A 22,287-nucleotide genomic window follows, 5' to 3' on the forward strand; every position below is an offset into this window, starting at 1 on the left:
TATTAAATTATCAATTTTCAAACACACAATTATGAGCATACCAGCAAATTTAAAGTACACAAAAGATCACGAATGGGTTAGCATCGAAGGAGATGTTGCAACAGTAGGAATTACTCATTTCGCACAGAAAGAGTTAGGAGATATTGTGTATGTTGAAGTAGAAACTTTAGATCAAACACTTGATAAAGACGAGGTTTTTGGAACAGTTGAAGCTGTAAAAACAGTTTCAGATTTGTTTTTGCCTTTAACAGGAGAAATTATTGCTTTTAATGATAGTTTAGAAAGCGCTCCAGAAACAGTAAACTCTGATCCTTACGGAGCAGGATGGATGATTAAGATAAAAATTGCAGATGCTTCAGAAATAGAATCATTATTGTCTGATGAAGCATACAAACAATTAATAGGTGCCTAAACAAATCCTTTTAATCTGGGCGATTATTTGCTCGGGAATTATTGCATACTTTTGTTTGATAGATTCGAGCAAAATACCAGTAGTCAATTTTCCGAGTATAGATAAAATCGTGCACTTTTGTTTTCATTTTGGATTTACAATTTCGTGGATCTGTTTTTTCAAAAAAGAACTCAAAGGAAAAGAAGCAGATGATTATAAAGCCTATTTGATTTCGTTTATATTCTCCGTTTTTTTCGGAATTACAATCGAAATTTTGCAAAGTATTATAACCGTTACAAGAGCTTCAGATGTAACAGATATTTTAGCAAATGCATTAGGCGCAATTGTAGCAGTTTTTTCTGCTATAGCTTTCAAAAAACAGATTGACAAAATGTAAGAATATAGTAACCCACTTCGGTGGGTTTTTTTTATGGCTTAAAAATAAAGATTTGTAAAAAAAAATATTTTGTCAGAATTTTAATGTATTTTTGTAGAATTCGATCTAATTTAAAAATTATGAATGTTAAGCAATATTTAGACTCAACTTATTTAAAAACAGCTTCCCAAGCCGGACTTACGGAAGAAGAGAATACTATTGTCGTAAAAAAAGCAATTGAAGAAGCAATTCAGGAGAAGTTTAAATTAATTATGATCAGGCCAAATTTTGTGGCTATGGCCAAAGAAATGATCGTAAAAGCAAACTCAGCTTTACTTGTTGGTACCGTAATAGATTTTCCAGAAGGAAAATCAAGTTTAGAAATTAAGATAAAAGAAGCCAATGAAGCAATTGAAAATGGAGCCGACGATTTGGACTTTGTTTGCAATTATGAAGCTTTCAAAAATGGTAATACTGAATTAGTGAAACAAGAAGTTCTAATAGGAACTCAGATTGGGCTGGCAAACAATAAAACCGTAAAATGGATTATAGAAGTTGCAGCTTTGAATGAAAAAGAAATTATTCAAATTTCGTCACTTATAAAAAATGTAGTTGTATCCAATTTTAATGAAGAAGATTATGCGTCAGTTTTTGTGAAATCTTCGACAGGATTTTATAAAACCGAAAATGATCTGCCAAATGGTGCAACAATTCCTGCCGTAATTATAATGTTAGAAAATGCATCTCCATTGTCTGTAAAAGCTGCAGGCGGCGTTCGTTCTTATGAAGATGCAGTCGAAATGATTCGTTTAGGAGTTAAACGTATTGGAACTTCAGCAGCAAAAGTAATTTCAGACGGTGGCAATACTACAAATCAGTATTAATTATTTAAGTCTAAATTTACGTGAACAAGATTTTTTTGCTTGTTGTTGCTCTTTTATGTTCTAATTTTCTCTTTTCGCAAGAAACAAAAGTAAAAACTAGTTTTTCTGCAGAGCAATTTCCGGTCTTTTCAAATTGCGAAAATCTTCAATCTAAAAGTCTTGAAAACTGCTTTTATAAAGAAGTTCAGGATTTTGTATTTAATAATTTTAAAGTTCCCGAAAATCTTCAACACAACAATTATGAAGGAGAAGTTAAAGTGCTTTTTGAAGTTGATGCCAATGGCAGTTTTAAAGTAATTTATGTAAATGCAGCAAATGATTTATTGTCTGATGAAGCCAAACGCGTTTTTAGTAAATTTCCTAAAATAAAACCTTCTACTTATAGTGGAAAACCAACTTACTCTCAATATACCATCTCCATTGACATACCTTTAAAAAACGCAGATCAAATAGCTCAAGAAGCTTTGGCTGTCGACGAGATTTTAAGACCGGTCGAAAAACCTATGACAGAATTAGACAGTATAGTCTATAAAAAGTACAAAATGCCTGAGTTTGAAAGTCATTTAAATGTGCCTTTTTCACACAGTTATTATGCGCAGTTTGATGGAGCTTTGAATCAAGTTGGAATTAATAATCATACAGCTTCAAAACCCTATACTTACACAGAAGTGTCTAGATATTATAATCTGAAAGCAGTAAATCAATCACTTCAAAAAAACATTTCGACTTGGTTAGGGAGAAAATTTTGGAATGAAAATATGGTTCAAATTCAAGGAGAAGATTATTGGTTGGCATTAAATCCAATTGTTGATTTGCAAATGGGAAAAGCATCAGATATTGATGCTTCATATACTTATGTAAATACTCGTGCGTTGAATTTTAGAGGAGGATTAGGAAAGCAAATTAATTTCACTACAACAGTTTTTGAAAGTCAAGGTCGTTTTGCAGGTTATTTTAATGATTATGCCGAATCGATAAAACCGTCTGGAGGAAATTCTGCAATTATTCCAGGAGTTGGAATTGCCAAGCGATTTAAAACCGATGCTTACGATTTTCCTTTGGCAGAAGCTGATATAACTTTTACACCAAGTAAAGTTTTCGATTTTCAGTTGGGTTACGGAAGAAATTTTATTGGAGACGGCTATCGCTCTTTACTTGAAAGTGATGGAGCCAGTCCATATCCTTATTTTAAAATTAATACTACTTTTTGGAAGATAAAATATACCAATACATATATGTGGCTTAAGGATGTTCGTCCAGAAGCAACAATCGAGAAAACATATGCATCAAAGTTTATGGCAAATCATTACTTAAGCTGGAATGTTTCAAACAAATTAAATTTTGGCTTTTTTGAATCTGTGGTTTGGACAGATTCTAATAATAGAGGATTTGATGTTAATTTTGTAAACCCAATTATTTTTTATCGCACAGTTGAATTTACATCTTCCTCAAAAAGCGGAAATGCACTTTTAGGGATAACGTCAAAGTACAAATGGAATAATCAGATCAATTTATACGGACAGTTTTTAATAGATGAATTTTCCGTATCAGATGTAAAAGCCGCAAATAAAAGTTGGAAGAATAAATTTGGAAGTCAAATTGGTGCTAAATATTATAATGCATTTCAAGTAAAAGACCTGTTTTTGCAATTAGAATATAATCATGTTCGACCTTATGTATACTCGCACAGTGCTGTAATTACAAACTACGGACACAATAATCAAAGTATTGGGCATCAATGGGGAGGTAATTTTGAAGAACTAGCCGCAATCGCGCGTTATCATAAAGGACGTATTTTTGCAGATGCCAAAATTACAACTGGTACAAGAGGATTAGATTTTGACTCCGCAGAAGACAATTACAATTATGGTGGAAATATTTATAAAGGTTATGATGAAAAAAGACCTTATAATACTGGTGTAAAAGTAGGGCAGGGAAATAAAACAAATGTTTTTATTAGCGATATTCAAGGTGGTTATTTAATAAATCCAATTACTAATTTAAAGTTATTTGGGAATTTTATTTATAGAAATTTTGATCCAACAAAAGAAACTGCGTCAACTTTTAAACAAAATACGACTTGGTTTACGGTAGGATTACGCTCTGATATTTTTAATTGGTACTTCGATTATTAGAATTTTTAATAAGATTTTTCGAAGTAATTGTGTTAAAGAATTGAAACTTCTTGATTTGGGACAGTTTTATTGAAAAAAATCTAAATTTATAGTTCTAAATTCTACAATCAAATTTGTACATTTGCACCACTCAAAAAAAATACAAACACTACGGTATTGAACGCTTCAAAAAAAACATTTTCAATAAAAGCAATATTTCAGGATTTCAAAGAGATTACTAAAGCAGGTTTGGCTATTAGTGTTTTGTTTTCTTCAATTGCGGGATATTTACTAGGTGTAAATGATGAGCATCCTTTTAAATGGAGTGTTTTGGCGGTTTTGGCAGTTGGAGGTTATTGTATGGTTGGAGCATCAAATGCTTTTAACCAAGTAATCGAAAAAGATATAGATTCTTTAATGGATCGTACAAAAAATCGTCCAGTTTCTTCAGGACGTATGTCGCCAACAACAGCGTTAATTGTTGCTAGTTTACTTACCATTATTGGTATTTCATTGCTTTATACAATAAATGCTAAGTCAGCAATGTTTGCTGCAATTTCAATATTTCTATACACAAGTATTTATACACCATTAAAAACAGTAACTTCATTGTCTGTATTTGTAGGTGCATTTCCCGGAGCAATTCCTTTTATGTTAGGCTGGGTTGCTGCAACAGGAGAATTTGGCATAGAAGCAGGCACATTATTTTTAATTCAATTTTTCTGGCAGTTCCCTCATTTTTGGGCAATTGGCTGGTTTTTATATGAAGATTACGAAAAAGCAGGAATCTTTATGCTTCCAACCGGAAAAAAGGATAAAGGGACAGCTCTGCAGGTTATTCTATATACAGTTTGGCTTATTATTGCTTCATTACTGCCGGTTTTAGGATATACAGGGCAATTGTTTATTTCGCCAATTGCTGCAGTTCTAGTGTTTTTATTAGGTTTATGGATGTTATTTTTTGCTGTTCGTTTGTATCAGCTTCGAACTGCAAAAGCAGCAAGAACATTAATGTTAGTTAGTGTATCTTATATTTCGCTGTTGCAGATAGTATATATAGTAGATAAATTTTTAAGATAGTTATTTATGGAAATGACAATGACAAAAAGTGAAGAGCAAGTAAGGAAATCAAAATCAGCTAAGTTGATTTTGTTGTTCGCAATGGTTAGTATGACCATGATGTTTGCTGGACTTACAAGTGCATTTGTGGTGAGTAAGTCAAGAGCTGACTGGTTGAAGAATTTTGAATTGCCAACAGCGTTTTATTATAGTACAGCAGTTATCATTGGGTGCAGTGTTACTTTTTATTTGGCTAAAAAAGCCATTCAAAAAGGAAATAGAAGCGCTACAACTGCTTTTTTATTAGGAACATTAGCCTTAGGAATCTTGTTTGTTGTGCTGCAATTTGCTGGTTTTGGACAAATTGTTCAAAGCGGGTATTATTTTACAGGAGAAGGTAGCTCAATTACTACAACTTTCTTGTATGTAGTAACCGTTACGCACTTATTGCACTTGGCTGGAGGGTTAATTTCACTTTTAATTATAATTTATAATCATTTTAAACAAAAATACAATTCGACTCAAACTCTTGGAATAGAACTAGGTGCGATGTATTGGCACTTTTTGGATTTATTATGGTTATATTTATTTTTATTTTTATATTTCTTTAAATAAGAAAAAAACGTAAATTTGGGAACTTTTTAACGAATATCTTTTATGGGAGCGACAGTTACTACTGCAAACAACGACGAAAAAACTTGGGGAGGCGGTCATGAGATTCAGCCACTAGGAGCAAGTTATGGTAAAATGATGATGTGGTTTTTTATCGTATCAGATGCCTTGACTTTTTCTGGATTTTTAGGAGCCTATGGTTTTTCTAGATTTAAATTTATTGAAACTTGGCCATTGGCTGATGATGTGTTTACACACTTTCCTTTTATGCATGGTGTTTCGGCTCCTATGTATTATGTAGCCTTAATGACTTTTATTTTGATTTTTTCATCTGTAACAATGGTTTTGGCTGTTGATGCAGGGCATCAATTAAAGAAAACAAAAGTTGCAATTTACATGTTCTTAACAATTATTGGAGGTTTAATCTTCGTGGGCTCACAAGCTTGGGAGTGGAAAAACTTCATTAAAGGTGAGTACGGTGCAGTTGAAACAGTGGGAGGAAGTTTATTACAGTTTGTTGACAAAGACGGTAAAAGAGTTGCTCTTGCAGATTTTGCTGTAAAATTACCAGAACAAAGAGAAGCTTTGACAAGAAATAAAACAACTTGGTTCATGGAAGATGCTCATGCATTGCCATCATACACAGTTGCCGAAGTTCAAGCAGGATTTAAAGCGCATCCTGAATTATTGATCAGAACAGAAAAGCTTACTGAGAAAAAGAAGAAAACTATTCTAAATAGAGCAGAATCTGAAACTCATTTAGCAAGTGCAAAATATGTAGTAGAAGGTGCAAACTTGATTAGAAATGAGTACGGTAACAAGTTGTTTGCTGATTTCTTCTTCTTTATTACAGGTTTCCACGGATTCCACGTATTTTCTGGAGTAATTATTAATATCATTATTTTCTTTAATGTATTATTAGGAACTTACGAGAAAAGAAAAAGCTACGAAATGGTAGAGAAAGTTGGTTTATACTGGCACTTTGTAGATTTAGTTTGGGTATTTGTATTTACAGTTTTCTACTTAGTTTAATTTTAGATTTTAATTATTATGTCACACGAGCACGTATCAAATACAAAAAGAATCTGGTTTGTTTTCGCTTTACTATCAGTAGTAACTACAGTAGAAGTTATTTTAGGTATTCTAAAACCAGAATCATTAGAACTTACTCATTTTGTTGGTTTGAATTTATTAAACTGGATATTTTATATCTTAACTATTTTCAAAGCATATTATATAGTATGGGCATTTATGCACATGGAAGGTGAAAAAAGCAACCTTAGATGGTCTGTTGTATCGCCTGTTATATTCCTAGTTTTATATTTATTGTTTATTCTATTAACAGAAGGGCATTATATTTATGGGGTTTTTAAAGATTCTACTATTAAATGGAATTTTTAACATGATATTAATTCGAAAAGAAGCTCCGTTTTGCGGAGCTTTTTTTATTTTTGTACCTCAATAACTTCTGTTAATACAATGAAAAAAAATATAGTTCTTTTTGTACTTTTTGTTTTGCCAATTGTAGCCTATTTGTTTTTTGCTTCAGGCGTAAATAGTTTTACAACACTTCCGGTAATTACACCAAAGATTGCTGATTTTGGAGATTGGAAATCTTTAGATGGCAAAAAAGTTTCTCTCGATAAAAAAATTACGGTTTTAGGATTTTCGGGTTCTGATATTTTAAGTAACAGAGGAAATTATTTTAATCTCAACGAAAAAATATACAAACGTTATTATGGTTTTGAAGATCTTCAATTCGTAGTAGTCTGTCCAGAAGGTACAGAAGAAGAAGCTCAAAAAGTACTTGACGCTCTTAAGCCTTTTACAGATGTTAAAGGATGGAATTTTATTTTTGCTCCACCTGCTGAAATTGAAATTTTTTACAATCAATTGCATTTAAAAGGAAAACTAGATAAAAACCTTGGGACTCCAAATGTTTATATCATAGATAAAGAAAGAAACTTAAGAGGTCGTAAAGGCGGAGACAAAGATAAAAAGGATGAGTATAAAGAAGGTTATAATACTTTTCATCCGTCAGAATTGAGTAATGAAATGCTGGATGATTTTAAAATTATTTTGTACGAATACCGTGCAGCATTAAAAAAGAATCATAACGCTACTAAACAACTTTAAACGCATATATAATGTTCAAAAACAAATCATACATAGGGATTTCATTTATTATTCTAATTTTTGGAATTTATGCAGTACCTAAAATAGTAGATAGAATAAAGAATGGTGAAGTTGTAAAAGGAAACCGTTTGGATAATGTAGGATTGAAAAATTCTAAAGCAGATGGAAAATTAATAACCATAGGGCCAGCTCCAAAATTCGAATTGACAAATCAAGATAACGTTAAAATATCTAACGCTGATTACAAAGGGAAAGTTTATGTATTAGAATTTTTCTTTACTACTTGCCCGTCAATCTGTCCAAAAATGAATTTAAGTATGTTGGAGATTGAGAAAACATTTTTTGGTAATCCAAACTTCGGAATAGTTTCCATTACTATTGATCCAGCTCACGATACACCACAAGTATTAAAAGATCATGCAAAGCTATTGGGAGTGAAATCATCAACTTGGAATTTTCTAACTGGAGATAAAACTACAATTATGGATTTATCTAATAAAGGGTTTAATCTTTATGCAGGAGAAAATGAAAAAGTAAGCGGTGGTTTTGAGCACTCAGGTTTATTTGCTTTAATAGATAAAGACGGAAACATTCGCTGTAGAAAAGACGAATATGGTAATCCAAGTATTTATTACGACGGTTTAGATAAAAAAGGAGTTAGAGAAATTCAACAAGATATTAAAATATTATTAGAAGAATAAAAATGGAAGATCAGTCTTTAGAAAAAAAGTTCAGCAAATTTATTATTGCCGTTTCGATTGTGATACCTGTGGTTGTTGCAATTTTATTCGGAATTAAATTAAAAGATTTCGGAATTAATGTAGAGCCGCTTTCTTTTTTACCTCCTATATATGCTACAACAAATGGTATTACAGCTGTTGTTTTAGTTTGGGCAGTAATTGCCGTTAAAAATGGAAAACGAAAGCTGCATGAAAGATTAATGACATTAGCAATTGGTTTATCCGTAGCTTTTTTAGTGATGTATGTGGCCTATCATATGACGGCAGATTCTACTAAGTTTGGAGGCGAAGGTTTAGTGCGTTATGTATACTTCTTTATTTTATTAACCCATATTTTGTTGTCAATTGCAATAATTCCATTAGTGTTAATCACATATGTAAGAGCACTTGCAAAGCGATTTGATAAACATAAAAAGATAGCTAAAATTACTTTTCCGCTTTGGTTGTATGTTGCGGTTACAGGTGTTGTAGTTTATTTAATGATTTCTCCTTATTATGCTAATTAAAAACAAAAATAAGTTTCAAGTTTCAAGTTTCAGGATGCAGAGAATATCTTTTGTAATCTTGTTATTCTTTGTTGGAGTTGTTACAAATGCCCAATGTGCAATGTGTCGAGCAGCACTTGGCGGTGATTCAAATGTAAAAAAAGCGGAAGCAGTAAATGATGGAATCGTTTATTTAATGGTTATTCCATATTTACTTGTTGGTATAATTGGTTATCTTATTTATAAGATGTATCAATCTAAAAAGAAAAAGGCAGAATAATTATTCTGCCTTTTTTTATTTCAATCCGTTAACCGATACATTAACCGTTCCATTGATTTTTATAAAAGCAATTATAGCTTGATTCGTCAGCTGTATTTTGTCAAACTGAATATCTTCCATTTTTCCATTTACAAAAACTCCAGGCATTGGCGAGTAGTTTTTAAGATAAGCTGCCATGTTTTTTTTACCTTCTTCTAAATTTGGCTGTATAGAATAACGACAGCTTTGTTCCATTTTTCGAATTACATATCCTTGTGCGAGCCAGCTTGCAGTTCTCATTAACTTGCTTTTGGTGTCTAGAACGTAATCAAGTTTGTCGAAATAGATTTCTTTAGTCTGAGGATTGTATTGCGGAAATCCATTCAAATAAAGCGTTCCATTTATGGAGCCTAAAACATCTAGAGCGATTACCATTTTCCCATCTTTATGCCAAATAGTAACGTTTTTAACTGTTATTTTTTTGCTTCCAGAACCAAACTCTTGTCCGGCAAAATTCCTAGTCATAATTTTTGAAGCATCTACATAGCTCGAGATTGCAGCAATATTTGCTGAAATCTGATTCGGAATTTTTGTAACGGGCTTTAAAACAATTTTATTAACATTGAATTTAGATTCGGGCTGTTTACCTACAATAGTTTCCATATTGCATTTCATACCCATATCCATTAAAAAGGAATCATTTTTAAGTTTTGCATTAGTCGAGTAAATTTCGACAGGAACAATTCTCAGCCAGCTTTCATAAGTGTCACTCATTTGAAATGGTGTACAGATTTTTTCTAAAGCAGATAAAACATTAGGTTTAAAATCCATTGACTTTTCAATTGCGTCATCTATTTTGCGCTCCAATTTAGATTTGAAAATGGAGATAGCAGGATTTATTAAATAAGTAATAGGCATGTTTTTTCCAAAAACACTCATTGTAGGACTTTCGTTCCAGTCAAGTGATTTGAATTCCGTTTTGGTGTTTAATTTCCAATTTGTCAAAGCAGCTTCGCTGGATAAAGTAATTATGCCGTTTAAATTAAATTCGCGGATATCATATAGATCAACTCCTAGTTTCTTGGTTCCAATTCTGTATTTTATATTGGCTTTTAACGGCAGAATTGTTTTGATTTTTTTATCTGGATTAGCAGGGTCATTTTGAATTTTTATAGGAGCCTGTTTCCAAATTTTCATTTGAATGTCGTCATCTTCGATATCATTATCCTCATAAATTAATCCCGTTAATAAAGCGTTTGTCTGGCTTTCAATATCGGTGAGTTTCACTGTTATTGGTAAATTTATAAAAGACGGGTTTGCATCATAAACCAACGGGCTTGCGTCATCTGGCTCAGGCTTTAGTGTTTCAAGTTTTTGAGTTGTTGAACAGCTGGAAATTACTGTAAATACTGTAAATAGTGATAACCTTAAAAGAAATTTCATTTGTATTAAATTTTTAAAGTGCAACAAAATTAAGAAAACAATTAAATTATCTTAAAAAAGTGTAACAATTGGTTAAGATCGCCGTCTTATTTAGATATGGAAACGAAATTATTAACGTTTTGTTATCATAAATTACTTATAAAAAATATTATTATTGTTTAAAAATTTAACAATACCATGATCGAGATCAAAGATTTACACAAATCCTATAAAATGGGGAGTTCGGAGTTACATGTGTTAAAAGGAATAAATTTTAATATAGCCGAAGGAGAATTAGTTGCGATTATGGGATCGTCTGGATCTGGTAAATCTACGCTTCTTAATATTTTGGGAATTTTAGATGAGGCAGATTCGGGAAGTTATATTTTAGACAAAACCCCAATTAAGAAGTTAAATGAAACTTTAGCTTCAAAATATCGAAATAAGTTTTTGGGTTTTGTATTTCAATCCTTTAATTTGATAAACTACAAATCAGCTCTTGATAATGTTGCAATGCCTTTATACTACCAAGGAATAAAAAGAAAAGAGCGTTATGATATTGCTTTAAAGTATCTTGAAAAAGTAGGTTTGGGTTCACATTCACATCATTTGCCTAATGAGCTTTCAGGAGGTCAAAAACAACGTGTTGCAATTGCGAGAGCATTGGCATCAAATCCTAAAGTTTTATTGGCTGACGAACCAACAGGTGCATTGGATACTAAGACTTCATACGAAGTTATGGAACTTATTCAGGGAATTAACGACGAAGGAAAGACTATTTTGATCGTTACGCATGAACCAGATATTGCCGCAATGTGCAAAAGAAATGTTGTCCTGAAAGATGGATTAATTATCGATGATAAATTAGTAGAACAAGTTAGAGCTTCATCTTATGTTTAATATTGAGCGTTGGCAAGAAATATTTGAGGCAATTTCTAAGAATCGACTGCGAACCTTCTTAACTGGAGTTTCAGTTGCTTCGGGAATTTTTATTTTGGTGATTTTACTAGGAGCTGGTAAAGGTCTTCAAAATGGTATTGAAAAACAATTTGAACGTGATGCCGCTGGTCTTATTGAGGTTTGGTCTGGTACAACAACAAAGGAGTATAAAGGGCTTAATCCGGGAAGACGAATTCAGTATCGAAACAGTGATTTTAATCAAGCGGTTCAAAAGTTTGAAGATAAACTAGATTTGAGAGCTTCAACACAGAATTATTGGGGAGCGCCTTTTGCATACGGAAAGGAATCAGGGAATTATCAGTACAGAGGGGTTGATCCAGATTATGGCGATGTTGAAAACCTTACGATAGTTCAGGGACGATATGTAAATGCTAAAGATTTACAGAATAATGAAAAAGTTGCTGTCATCGGAATGAAATTAAAAACGGATTTGTTTAAAGACAAAGAAGCTCTTGGGAAAGAAATTTCAATTAATAAAATTAATTTTAAAGTAGTTGGAATTTTTAGTGATCCGGGAGGAGAAAGAGAAGAAACGAGAGCATATCTGCCATTGAGTACTGTACAAAGAACCTTTGGGGCCGGAGATAAAATCAGCAATTTGTTTTTTACTTTAAAAAAGACAAATGATTATGATGAAGCTTTGGCGCAATCTGAAAAATTTACTCAGGATCTTAAAGATTTATTGAAGAGTAAAAATATAGTTGCTCCAGATGATGATGGTGGAGTAGGAGTTTACAATTCGGTTAAAGATGCAAAGCAGTTTTATGATTTAAATTTATACATTAGATTGTTTTTTTGGTGGGTTGGTATCTGTACTATTATTGCTGGAGTTGTTGGTGTTAGTAATATTATGCTGATTATTGTAAAAGAAAGAACAAAAGAAATTGGAATTAGAAAAGCCTTAGGAGCATCTCCGTTTTCTATTATTACGATGATTCTTCACGAGTCAATATTTATTACCACAATTGCTGGTTTTGTAGGTTTGCTTGCGAGTTTGTTATTGTTAGAATTTGTTGGACCGATGGTTCAGAGTGAATATTTTCAGAATCCTGAGGTAGATTTCAGTGTGGCATTAACAACACTTGCTCTGCTTGTATTTGCGGGAGCGCTTGCTGGATTTTTTCCAGCATACAGAGCAGCTAAAATTAAACCTATTGTAGCACTTAGAGACGAATAATTATGTTTAAGAAAGATAATTGGGACGAGATTTTACAGGCCTTAACGGCGAATCCTTTCAGAACGATTCTGACGGCTTTTGGTGTTTTTTGGGGAATTTTTATTCTAGTAATTCTACTTGCTGCAGGTAATGGCTTGGAAAACGGAATTAAAAAAGGATTTGACGGAATTGCCACTAATACCATGTTTATGTGGAGTCAGACGACTTCAAAAGCCTATAAAGGACTTCCGAAAATACGTCGTTATGACTTTAGAAATAGTGATGTTGCAGCCTTAAAAGCGGCATTGCCAGATTTATTATATGTTTCGCCAAGAAATCAGTTAGGAGACTTTAACGGAACAAATAATGTGGTTCGTGGTACTAAGACGTCGGCATTTACTGTATATGGTGATTATCCAGAGCTGATTAAACAGCAGCCGATGGATATTATAAAAGGTAGATTTGTAAATCAGCAGGATATTCAGGAAAGAAGAAAAGTTGCGGTAATTGGTAAAGGAGTTATCAGCGAACTTTATGGCAAAGAAGAGGAATGCATTGGAACCTATGTAAAAATTAACGGCATAAACTTTATGGTTGTTGGCGTTTACAATTCTAAACAGCAAGGAGGAAATGCAGAGCAGGAGCAAAAGAATATCTTTATTCCTTTTACTACTTTTCAGCAGGCTTTTAATTTTGGAGATAAAGTGGGCTGGATGGCTATTACTGCAAAAGATGAAACTTCGATTACGTCATTAAAACCAAAAATTCTAGAATTAATTAAAGCGCTTCATTCTGTAAATCCAACTGATGACAGAGCAGTGGGGAATTTTGATTTGTATGAGCAATTTAATAAAGTACAAAGTTTGTTTAACATTTTGAAAATCATTGCCTATTTTGTTGGAACTCTGGTTTTGATTTCTGGTGTTATCGGAATTTCAAATATTATGCTTATCGTGGTTAAAGAACGAACCAAAGAAATTGGAATTAGAAGAGCGCTGGGTGCAACACCTGCCGCTATTCGCGGACAAATTTTAGCTGAATCTATATTTTTAACTATTATTTCAGGTATGTTAGGAATAGCCGTCGCAACAGGAATTATTGCGATTTTAAATATGGTTTTAGACTCGATGCCTCCCGGCAGTAATACTATGTTTGCAAATCCAAGTGTGGATTTAGGAGTTGTATTTGTTGCCTTACTTATACTAGTAGGATCTGGTTTGCTGGCAGGTTTTATTCCTGCACAAACTGCCATTAATGTTAAGCCGGTAGATGCTTTACGAACAGAATAAAATTATCAATCAAAAATAATCGATTAAACCAAAAACAAAATGAAAAAAGGATTTACTGTAACCATTTTAATTTTAATTGCCGTAGTTTTTTTTGGCGCACTTTACTATTTGTACGCAAAGAATCAAGAGCCGCCTATAGTATTTAAAACTGAGAAAGCAGAAATTAAAACAATTGTAAAAAATACAATTGCGACTGGGAATATTCAACCTGATGAAGAAGTCTTAATCAAACCAAACATTTCAGGGATTATTGAAGAAGTTTATATCAAAGCAGGAGAAAAAATCAAGGCAGGCGACATGATTGCAAAAATTAGAGTCGTTGCCAATGTATCTAATGTAAGCAGTACTCAAAATCAAGTGCAAACAGCAAAAATTGCATTAGATAATCAAGAGAAAATTTATCAAAGACAAAAAACACTTTTTGATAAAGATGTAATTTCTGCTAATGATTTTGATGCAGCACAATTAGCTTACAAACAAGCGAAGCAAAATTATTTAGCTGCAAAACAAAGCTTAGATATTGTTAAAACAGGAACAACAACATCATTAGGAAACTATGCAAATACCTTAATTCGTTCAACTGTAAACGGAATGGTTTTAGCAGTTCCGGTAAAAGTAGGAAATCAGGTTATTGAAAGTAATAACTTTAACGAAGGTACTACTATTGCCAGCGTTGCCGATGTTGGAAGAATGATTTTTATTGGAAAAATTGATGAATCTGAAGTAGGTAAAATTAAAGAGAAAATGCCTATCGAAATTACAGTTGGAGCAATCGAAAACAAAAAATTTGAAGCCGTACTTACTGATATAGCGCCAAAAGGTGTAACAGAAAATGGAGCAATTCAGTTTGAAATTAAAGCCAAATTAGAAAATAATGATGGTACTTTCATTAGAGCTGGTTTAAGTGCAAATGCCTCTATTATTCTTGAAAAAGCAGATAAAGTAATGGCTATAAAAGAGTCATTGGTTCAGTTTGACAAAAAAACACAAAAACCATATGTTGAAGTCGAAACAGCTCCTAAGAAATTCGAAAGAAGAGATTTAGTTTTGGGAGTAAGCGATGGAATTTATGTTCAGGTTAAAAGTGGTATTAAAAACACTGATAATATTAAAATCTGGAACCAAGGTTTAATCAACGAAGGCGAGAAAAAATAGATTGAAATTGTAAGAAGTTTTTTGGTTTTAAAAAATGTTAAATTTGTGCAGCTTGGCTGCTGTACTTTCACTCAAAATATATGAAAATAAATAAATATAATAGTCTTGTTTTCGCCATGTTGTTCGGTTTAGGATTATCAGGGCATGCTCAAACAAAACAATGGACACTAGAGGAATGTGTACGATATGCATTAGATAATAATATAACTATAAAGCAAACAGAACTAGATGTTAAAACAGCTGATATTGACAAAAAAGGAGCATTTGGCAACTACTTACCATCAGTAAGCGGAAATGCTTCGCATTCTTGGAATATTGGTTTGAATCAGGATGTTACAACGGGACTTTTGCGTAATCAAACTACGCAATATTCTTCTGTAGGACTTAATGCTGGGGTTGATATTTACAAAGGTCTGCAAAATCAAAACGCATATCGAAAAGCTAAATTATCGATTGTAGCTTCAAAATATCAATTGTTAAAAATGCAGGAAGATATTTCACTTAATGTGGCAAATGCTTTTCTTCAAATTTTATCGAATAAAGAAGATTTGAAAATAAAAAAAGAGCAGCTTATTATTGATGAAAAGCGTTTAAAACGTTCTGAAGAAATGGTAAATGCAGGAACAATTCCGCGTGGCGATTTATACGATTTAAAAGCTACAGTTGCTACCGATCAGCAAAATATAACCGTTTCAGAGAATAATTTACTGATCTCAAAACTAAGTTTAGCGCAGCTTTTGCAGCTTAAAGAATTTACAGATTTTGATGTTGTTGATGACACGAATGCAAAAGATGAAAATAACATCATGGCGCAAAATCCTATTGATATTTACAATAAAGCAAAAGAGACTAGAACAGAGTTAAAATTGGCTCAAACTAATCTTGAAATTGCTGAGAAAAATGTTGCAATTGCAAAAGGAGCTTATCAGCCTACACTTACCGGCTTTTATGGGTTTAATACGAGAGCAAGTTACAGCGATCAGATTAAACTAGATGCAAATGATAAACCTTATACAGTTGGACCTGATCCTATTTTTGATCAGTTTAGTAAGAATAAAGGACATAACTTTGGTTTTCAATTGAATGTTCCTATATTTAATGGTTTCGCTACTAGAAATAATGTTGAAAGAAACAAAGTAACTTTAGAGAAATCTAAAATAGATTTAGAGCAAAAAAGTTTAGATTTGCAACGTAACGTTTATACTGCTTTTACAGATGCAAAAGGAGCTTTAAATACTTATGAGTCAACAGTAGTAACGTTAGAAGCGAGACAGCAGGCATATAATTATGCTAAAGAAAAGTATGATGTTGGTTTAATGAATTCATTCGATTTTACACAAGCACAAACTTTGTTGACAAATGCACAGTCAAATGTTATTAGATCGAAATATGATTATATGTTTAAGATTAAAATAATCGAATTCTATTTCGGAATTCCAATTGTTCCAATTATTTCAAAATAATTTATTATGTCAAAAAAAACAATTTACTTCTTACTCGGCGGAGCTGTAGTACTTATCTTCGCATTAGTTGGTCTTTCCAAAGCAGGAGTAATAGGAAGTAAAGATGAAGGAAAAGAAGTTGAAATTTCTAAAGTAGCATCATCAACAATTGTTGAAACAGTTTCAGCAACTGGTAAAATTCAGCCTGAAATAGAAGTAAAATTATCATCAATGGTTTCAGGTGAAATTATTGCTTTAAATGTAAAAGAAGGTCAAGTTGTAAAAAAAGGAGATTTACTAGTTAAGATAAATCCTGATTTGTATACTTCTGGTTTAGAGCGTTCAGTTGCCAATTTATCTGGAACAAAAGCAGGTTTAACGCAATCTGAAGCAAGTTTTAAAGAAGCCAAAGCAAGTTACGAACGTAATAAAACGTTGTACGATAAAGGTGTAATTTCAAAATCAGATTGGGACAAAGCCATTTCAACCTATGAAGTAGCAAAAGCGACAAAGCAAAATGCTTATTATAATGTTCAAAGTGCATCAGCATCGGTAACAGAAGCACGTGATAACTTGGGACGTACAACAATTTACGCTCCCGCAGACGGAACAATTTCAGTTTTAAATGTTGAGTTAGGAGAACGTGTTTTAGGAACACAACAAATGGCTGGTACAGAGCTTTTGAGGGTGGCAAACCTAAACAATATGGAAGTTGAAGTTGATGTAAACGAAAATGATATTGTAAAAGTAAAAATTGGAGACGAAGCTAATGTTGAAGTAGATGCTTACTTAAAAAAGAAATTTAAAGGTACTGTAACCAGTATTTCAAACTCAGCGAGTACAACTTTAACATCAGATCAAGTAACGAATTTTAAAGTTAAAGTTCGTATTTTAAAAGAATCTTACCAAGATTTATTAGAAGGAAAACCTAGTACATATTCTCCTTTTAGACCTGGAATGACTGCTACAGTTGATATTATTACTACAACTAAAACTAATGTTTTAGCAGTGCCAATTAGTTCTGTAGTTGTAAAATCAGATACTACTGCCGTAAAAGACTTTAAAGTTGAAGATCCAAATGAAGACAAAAAAGCAACTCCAAAAAGCGATAAAAAGTTTGAGTGTGTTTTTGTAAAAGTAGGAGATAAAGCAAAAATCAGAATCATTAAAACTGGAATTCAAGATGATACCAATATCGAAGTAATGTCTGGTTTAAAAACAGGGGATGTTGTAATTACAGGTCCTTATACAACAGTCTCTAAAGATTTAAATTCTGGAGATAAAGTGAAGCTTAAAAAAGCGGATGCTCCAAAGAAGTAAAGCATTTATGAGATGATGATTGCACTGCACGGTGGTTTTTCTGAAGAAATGCTTTATGGATTAGGAGGGGGATTTATTGTTGCAGTTTTGTTTCTTATAATTATACACTTTAGAATCTATCAGAGTGCATACTATAATGAAGAATATGTGTATTTTTCATCTTTAAAAAAAATTGCTCTTTATTTGGGGTTTATCACTATTAATCTTATTGTAGCATACTTTTTGTTTTTTGTCTTTATGCTTTTAATTGGCGGAATTTCAAGCTATTTTATTAGAAAATTTTAATAACATTATAAAATTATACACATTGTCTTTTATTCTCAATATCGAAACAGCAACCAAAAATTGTTCAGTATCCATTGCAAAAAATGGGGAGACTATTTTATGTAAAGAGATCGCTGAAGAAGGATACTCACACGCTGAAAAACTGCACGTTTTCATTGAAGAGGTTATTGCTGAATCTGGAGTTTCAGTTCAAGATTTAAATGCAGTTGCAGTAAGTCAAGGGCCAGGATCTTATACGGGCTTAAGAATTGGAGTTTCGGCAGCAAAAGGATTGTGTTTTGCATTAAATATTCCGCTAATTGCTGTTGATACTTTGCAAACTTTAGCTTCGCAGGTTTCTATTTCTGAGGGAAAAATTATCCCAATGCTTGATGCCAGAAGAATGGAAGTCTACAGCGCTGTTTTTAATGCCAAAATTGAAATAGAAAGACCAATTCAAGCAGAGATTATAAACGAGGATTCTTTTGCAGAATATACAGATACTATTTATTTTGTTGGAGATTGTGCTGATAAATGCAAAGCTGTTTTAACAAAAGAAAATTTTATCTTTTTAGAAGAAATTAAATATCCGTCAGCTAGAGAAATGAGTAAAATCAGTTATGATAAATATCAAAAAAGCGACATTGTTGATGTCGCTTATTTTGAACCGTATTATCTAAAAGATTTTATGATGACACTGCCATCAAAAAAATAACACTTATTTTATTTTTGAATTGTATATGGCTGGATAGAAATTCCTGCTTCATCTAGAGCTGTTTTGCAATTCTCTAATGTTTCAGAAAAAACAGTACCATAATTAGCATTTTTTGCCCATGGACGTACTGCAAAATCAACAGAGCTGGCTGACAGATTTTTTACAAAAACTTCTGGAGCCGGCGTTTTAAGTACATTTGGATTTTTGTTTAAAACATCTAAAAGGATATCTTTTGTTTTTTTAATGTCAGAATCATACGAAACTGAAAATGTCAAATCGGCTCTTCTTTCTCCCTGCATTGAGTAGTTGATAATTGTTCCGTTTGATAGCGCCCCATTTGGAACAAAAACCGTTTGGTTATTTCCTGTAAGCATTTTGGTAACAAAAATCTGAATTTCTAAAACAGTTGCAATAACTCCTTGAGCTTCGATAGTATCGCTTACTTTAAAAGGTTTGAAAACAATAATCAGCATACCGCCTGCAAAATTAGAAAGAGATCCTTGCAATGATAAACCAACAGCAAGACCCATAGCTCCTAAAATAGCTACAAATGAAGAAGTTTCAATTCCTAGTTTTGAAATAAAAGTAACAAATAATAAAATTCTAAGTGCCCACAACAAAATGTCGGCAAGAAATTTAGTTAAAGTAGGATCAAGATTTCTCTTAACCATTATTTTTCGAATAACTCTATTTATTAATCGTATTGCATATAAACCTACAAATAAAATTAAAAAGGCTGAGATTAGCTTTGGAGAATAATCGATTAGAATGTCAATAAATTTTGCTGCGTAATTACTCAGTTGTTCTGGACTCATGTTCATCTTTTTTTGAATAAAAAAACCTTCTCTCAGAGAAGGTGTATTAGTGGTGCAAATATAAAAATATTTCTTTTTATAGAAAAGCGATGCATTCTTAATCTTTGTCCGTTTTATCAGAAATTTTGTCTATTTCTGCAGCGCTGGCTTCGCTTGCATCGGCAACGGTTTCTGATGCAATTGTTTTAGTATTGTTGGTAAACTCGTTCGTTTTTTCTTTTACAGACTCAACCACATTGTCTAAAGCATCAGATGCTTTATCGGCATACTCACTTACAATGTCTTTTGCCTGATGTGCATAATCAGAGGCATTTGCGATTATAGGTTCAGAAGCTTCTTTGACTTTAGAAATAGTTTCATCGGCAAAGGTTTCTGCCTTATCAATATAAGGAGCAGCGGCTTCTTTAGCTTGTTCAAAAGTATTTTCGGCTTGGTCAGCCAGATCAACCACAGTTTCTTTGGCCGTGCCAAATAAATTTTTAAAGAATGAATTTAATCCCATAATTTTCTAATTGATTGGTTTATAATACAATATTAACGAATTTTTCGTGAAATAGTAATCTGATTGCTTAATAATTTGTTGAAAAACAATGAGATATAAAAAAAGCGTCCGAGATTATCGAACGCTTTTCTTTATTTAAAGCAAAACTATTGTTATGCGTTTACTGCTTCAACTTTAATGGCTTCATCATTAAGCATACTTTTCAGCATATTTTCTATACCACTTTTTAAAGTAAAAGTAGATGACGGGCATCCGCTGCAAGCTCCTTGTAAAATCACTTTTACCGTTTTATCATCTTCATTATAAGAATCAAAAGCGATATTTCCACCATCTGCAGCAACTGCAGGTTTTACGTATTCTTCAAGAATATTAATAATCTGCTGTGAAGTAACATCTAGTTTGTCAAACGCCTCATCTTTAGTAACGTCGTTTTTGGTAGCTGTCTGGATCAAACTTTCATCTAAAACGGTTCCGCCATTCTCAATAAATTGTTTAATAAAAGTTCTTAATTCCAAAGTGATTTCTGCCCAGTCGTTGATTTCATATTTAGTAACAGAAATATAGTTCTCATCAATAAAAACTTCTTTTACGTAAGGAAACTTAAATAGTTCCTGTGCTAACGGAGACGAAGCCGTTTGATCGATGTTTTTATACTCAATTGCATTTCTAGTCAGCATTCTGCTTACCACAAATTTTAAAGCTGCTGGATTTGGAGTTGTTTCTCCGTAAACCGTAATAGGCTGTTTTTTTGTCTTAGTTTCATCGATTGTTATAATAACACCGCCTTTGTCTACAAATGCTGCGATTTGTTCTGCAACAGCATCTTTTACGTCATCCCATTCAACAATACTGTATCTTTCGATAGCAATAAAATTTCCTGAGATATAAACCGTTTTTACAAATGGTAAATAAAACAATTGCTGTGCTAAAGGAGAAGCTTGTGCTTCATCGATGTTTTTGAACTCAAAGTTTTGATTTTGAGTAATGAAGTCTTCAAATTCGAACTTTAATATAGTAGGATTTTGTGTTTCTTTTATAGTGATTTTTGTCATGGTAGTAATTTTTTGCAAATTTACTAAAGTTATTTTCTACTAATACCTATATTTGATTTTTTAATAAAATAATTATGACTCTTTTCAAGAAATTCGTACTTAATTATTAAGAGTATAAAATATTTGTAAACTCATCGGTTATTATGATGTTAAGAATCAGGTTTTTATTTGTTTTTTTAATCACCACTTTTTTTTCTTATTCGCAAGAAGGAATTCCGGTTTATTCAGATTATTTATCAGATAATTATTACTTGATTCATCCATCAATGGCAGGAGCTGCAAATTGCGCAAAAATTAGATTGACAGCTAGGAAACAATGGTTTGGTCAAGAAGATGCGCCTTCGCTTCAAACTTTAAGTTTTAATGGCAGAGTAGGTGAGCGATCAGGAGCAGGTATTATTGTTTTTAATGATAAAAACGGGTATCATTCTCAAAAAGGTGTAAAAGTTACATATGCACATCACCTTATGTTTTCGAGAGATGAAATCGACTTAAATCAGCTTTCATTTGGTATCAGCGGTGGATTGATTCAAAGCCAGTTAGATGAAACTAAGTTTGGAGGAACTTTTGATCCTATTGTTTTTGGTTCAATTCAAAAAGACTCTTATTTTAATGTAGACATAGGTGCTTCGTATAATTTTCTTGATTTTTATGCGCACGCTACAATTCAGGGGCTGCTTGAAACACGACGAGAGTTATATACAGATTACGAAAGTAATAATTTGCGAAAGTTTCTTTTAAGTGCTGGATATGTATTTGGTAAAAGAGAAAAGATTACTTGGGAGCCTTCAATTTTATTTCAATTGTTTGATCAAACGAAAGAAAAGTCAATCGATTTAAACATGAAAGCTTACAAAAATATGGATTTTGGAAGTCTATGGGCGGCTTTGTCTTATAGAAGAAGTTTTGATGGTGCGCAATTTACTTCTGGAGGTGGTGTTTCATCTCAAAAACTACAATATTTCACTCCTATTATTGGAGTAAACTATAAAAATTTTATGTTTGCTTATACCTATTCTCAAGTTATGGGTGATGTAAAATTTGATACTGGAGGATATCATCAAATAACTTTAGGAATTAATTTATTTTGTAAAAAGGAGCGTTACGATTGTAACTGTCCTGCAATTAATTAAAAAAAT

25 protein-coding genes are annotated in these 22,287 nt (G+C 32.4%); 21 read left to right on the forward strand and 4 right to left on the reverse strand.

Annotated features, from left to right (window positions below):
- Positions 1-31 precede the first annotated feature (31 nt).
- From gcvH to ACHRVL_RS20325, 12 genes are all read left to right on the forward strand, one after another.
- Positions 32-412, forward strand: a complete 381-nt coding sequence (gene gcvH / locus ACHRVL_RS20270) for a glycine cleavage system protein GcvH (protein ID WP_089054433.1) — start codon at positions 32-34, stop codon at positions 410-412.
- Complete coding sequence (locus tag ACHRVL_RS20275) at positions 405-788, forward strand: VanZ family protein (protein ID WP_395415134.1); 384 nt, start codon at positions 405-407, stop codon at positions 786-788. Before gcvH ends, ACHRVL_RS20275 begins: the two co-directional genes overlap by 8 nt.
- Before the next feature lie 119 nt (positions 789-907).
- Positions 908-1,651: a deoxyribose-phosphate aldolase gene (gene deoC / locus ACHRVL_RS20280; protein ID WP_395415135.1), complete on the forward strand. Its 744-nt coding sequence runs from the start codon at positions 908-910 to the stop codon at positions 1,649-1,651.
- A gap of 20 nt (positions 1,652-1,671) precedes the next feature.
- Positions 1,672-3,786 (forward strand): energy transducer TonB, encoded by a 2,115-nt coding sequence (locus ACHRVL_RS20285; RefSeq protein ID WP_395415136.1) that lies wholly within the window; start codon positions 1,672-1,674, stop codon positions 3,784-3,786.
- Positions 3,787-3,942: 156 nt separating this feature from the next.
- Positions 3,943-4,845, forward strand: a complete 903-nt coding sequence (cyoE, locus tag ACHRVL_RS20290) for a heme o synthase (protein WP_089054437.1) — start codon at positions 3,943-3,945, stop codon at positions 4,843-4,845.
- 6 nt (positions 4,846-4,851) lie between these two features.
- Positions 4,852-5,439 carry a cytochrome c oxidase subunit 3 gene (locus ACHRVL_RS20295; RefSeq protein WP_089054438.1) on the forward strand — a complete coding sequence of 196 codons (588 nt, stop codon included), beginning with the start codon at positions 4,852-4,854 and terminating at the stop codon, positions 5,437-5,439.
- A gap of 42 nt (positions 5,440-5,481) precedes the next feature.
- The gene (locus ACHRVL_RS20300; protein ID WP_395415137.1) at positions 5,482-6,468 is read left to right on the forward strand and encodes a cytochrome c oxidase subunit 3; all 987 of its coding nucleotides are present in this window, start codon (positions 5,482-5,484) and stop codon (positions 6,466-6,468) included.
- Positions 6,469-6,486: 18 nt separating this feature from the next.
- A complete protein-coding gene (locus tag ACHRVL_RS20305; protein ID WP_089054440.1) occupies positions 6,487-6,837 on the forward strand; it encodes a cytochrome C oxidase subunit IV family protein in 351 nt (116 codons plus the stop codon).
- A gap of 78 nt (positions 6,838-6,915) precedes the next feature.
- Positions 6,916-7,572: a hypothetical protein gene (locus tag ACHRVL_RS20310; RefSeq protein ID WP_395415138.1), complete on the forward strand. Its 657-nt coding sequence runs from the start codon at positions 6,916-6,918 to the stop codon at positions 7,570-7,572.
- A gap of 11 nt (positions 7,573-7,583) precedes the next feature.
- Positions 7,584-8,273: an SCO family protein gene (locus tag ACHRVL_RS20315; RefSeq protein WP_395415140.1), complete on the forward strand. Its 690-nt coding sequence runs from the start codon at positions 7,584-7,586 to the stop codon at positions 8,271-8,273.
- A 2-nt stretch (positions 8,274-8,275) separates the two neighbouring features.
- Positions 8,276-8,818 (forward strand): DUF420 domain-containing protein, encoded by a 543-nt coding sequence (locus tag ACHRVL_RS20320; protein WP_395415142.1) that lies wholly within the window; start codon positions 8,276-8,278, stop codon positions 8,816-8,818.
- A gap of 34 nt (positions 8,819-8,852) precedes the next feature.
- Positions 8,853-9,077, forward strand: a complete 225-nt coding sequence (locus tag ACHRVL_RS20325) for a hypothetical protein (protein WP_395415144.1) — start codon at positions 8,853-8,855, stop codon at positions 9,075-9,077.
- A 15-nt stretch (positions 9,078-9,092) separates the two neighbouring features.
- Here the strand turns inward: ACHRVL_RS20325 and ACHRVL_RS20330 are convergent, their stop codons facing one another.
- Complete coding sequence (locus tag ACHRVL_RS20330) at positions 9,093-10,499, reverse strand: DUF4403 family protein (protein WP_395415146.1); 1,407 nt, start codon at positions 10,497-10,499, stop codon at positions 9,093-9,095.
- Positions 10,500-10,676: 177 nt separating this feature from the next.
- Between ACHRVL_RS20330 and ACHRVL_RS20335 the strand changes: the two genes are divergently transcribed.
- The 8 genes from ACHRVL_RS20335 (at position 10,677) to tsaB (ending at position 18,779) form a co-directional block, all read left to right on the forward strand.
- A complete protein-coding gene (locus ACHRVL_RS20335; RefSeq protein ID WP_089054446.1) occupies positions 10,677-11,378 on the forward strand; it encodes an ABC transporter ATP-binding protein in 702 nt (233 codons plus the stop codon).
- Positions 11,371-12,615 (forward strand): ABC transporter permease, encoded by a 1,245-nt coding sequence (locus ACHRVL_RS20340; RefSeq protein ID WP_395415148.1) that lies wholly within the window; start codon positions 11,371-11,373, stop codon positions 12,613-12,615. The genes ACHRVL_RS20335 and ACHRVL_RS20340 overlap by 8 nt, the downstream gene beginning before the upstream one ends.
- A 2-nt stretch (positions 12,616-12,617) precedes the next feature.
- A complete protein-coding gene (locus tag ACHRVL_RS20345) occupies positions 12,618-13,883 on the forward strand; it encodes an ABC transporter permease (protein ID WP_089054448.1) in 1,266 nt (421 codons plus the stop codon).
- Between the two features lie 39 nt (positions 13,884-13,922).
- The gene (locus tag ACHRVL_RS20350) at positions 13,923-15,038 is read left to right on the forward strand and encodes an efflux RND transporter periplasmic adaptor subunit (protein ID WP_089054449.1); all 1,116 of its coding nucleotides are present in this window, start codon (positions 13,923-13,925) and stop codon (positions 15,036-15,038) included.
- A gap of 80 nt (positions 15,039-15,118) precedes the next feature.
- On the forward strand, positions 15,119-16,501 hold the full coding sequence (locus ACHRVL_RS20355; protein WP_395415151.1) for a TolC family protein: 1,383 nt from the start codon (positions 15,119-15,121) through the stop codon (positions 16,499-16,501).
- A gap of 6 nt (positions 16,502-16,507) precedes the next feature.
- Complete coding sequence (locus ACHRVL_RS20360; RefSeq protein WP_395415153.1) at positions 16,508-17,800, forward strand: efflux RND transporter periplasmic adaptor subunit; 1,293 nt, start codon at positions 16,508-16,510, stop codon at positions 17,798-17,800.
- A gap of 12 nt (positions 17,801-17,812) precedes the next feature.
- Positions 17,813-18,085: a hypothetical protein gene (locus tag ACHRVL_RS20365; protein ID WP_395415154.1), complete on the forward strand. Its 273-nt coding sequence runs from the start codon at positions 17,813-17,815 to the stop codon at positions 18,083-18,085.
- A gap of 22 nt (positions 18,086-18,107) precedes the next feature.
- Positions 18,108-18,779: a tRNA (adenosine(37)-N6)-threonylcarbamoyltransferase complex dimerization subunit type 1 TsaB gene (tsaB, locus tag ACHRVL_RS20370; RefSeq protein ID WP_395415156.1), complete on the forward strand. Its 672-nt coding sequence runs from the start codon at positions 18,108-18,110 to the stop codon at positions 18,777-18,779.
- An 8-nt stretch (positions 18,780-18,787) separates the two neighbouring features.
- Here the strand turns inward: tsaB and ACHRVL_RS20375 are convergent, their stop codons facing one another.
- The 3 genes from ACHRVL_RS20375 to ACHRVL_RS20385 form a co-directional block, all read right to left on the reverse strand.
- Positions 18,788-19,600, reverse strand: a complete 813-nt coding sequence (locus ACHRVL_RS20375) for a mechanosensitive ion channel family protein (RefSeq protein WP_395415157.1) — start codon at positions 19,598-19,600, stop codon at positions 18,788-18,790.
- Positions 19,601-19,691: 91 nt separating this feature from the next.
- The gene (locus ACHRVL_RS20380) at positions 19,692-20,096 is read right to left on the reverse strand and encodes a YtxH domain-containing protein (protein WP_395415159.1); all 405 of its coding nucleotides are present in this window, start codon (positions 20,094-20,096) and stop codon (positions 19,692-19,694) included.
- A 152-nt stretch (positions 20,097-20,248) separates the two neighbouring features.
- A complete protein-coding gene (locus ACHRVL_RS20385; RefSeq protein WP_395415161.1) occupies positions 20,249-21,148 on the reverse strand; it encodes a NifU family protein in 900 nt (299 codons plus the stop codon).
- 143 nt (positions 21,149-21,291) lie between these two features.
- On the opposite strand from ACHRVL_RS20385, the gene ACHRVL_RS20390 reads away from it, so the two are divergent.
- Positions 21,292-22,281 carry a type IX secretion system membrane protein PorP/SprF gene (locus tag ACHRVL_RS20390; RefSeq protein ID WP_395415163.1) on the forward strand — a complete coding sequence of 330 codons (990 nt, stop codon included), beginning with the start codon at positions 21,292-21,294 and terminating at the stop codon, positions 22,279-22,281.
- Positions 22,282-22,287 lie beyond the last annotated feature (6 nt).

The sequence above is a fragment of the Flavobacterium sp. FlaQc-28 genome, from assembly GCF_044007415.1.
Taxonomy (GTDB): domain Bacteria; phylum Bacteroidota; class Bacteroidia; order Flavobacteriales; family Flavobacteriaceae; genus Flavobacterium.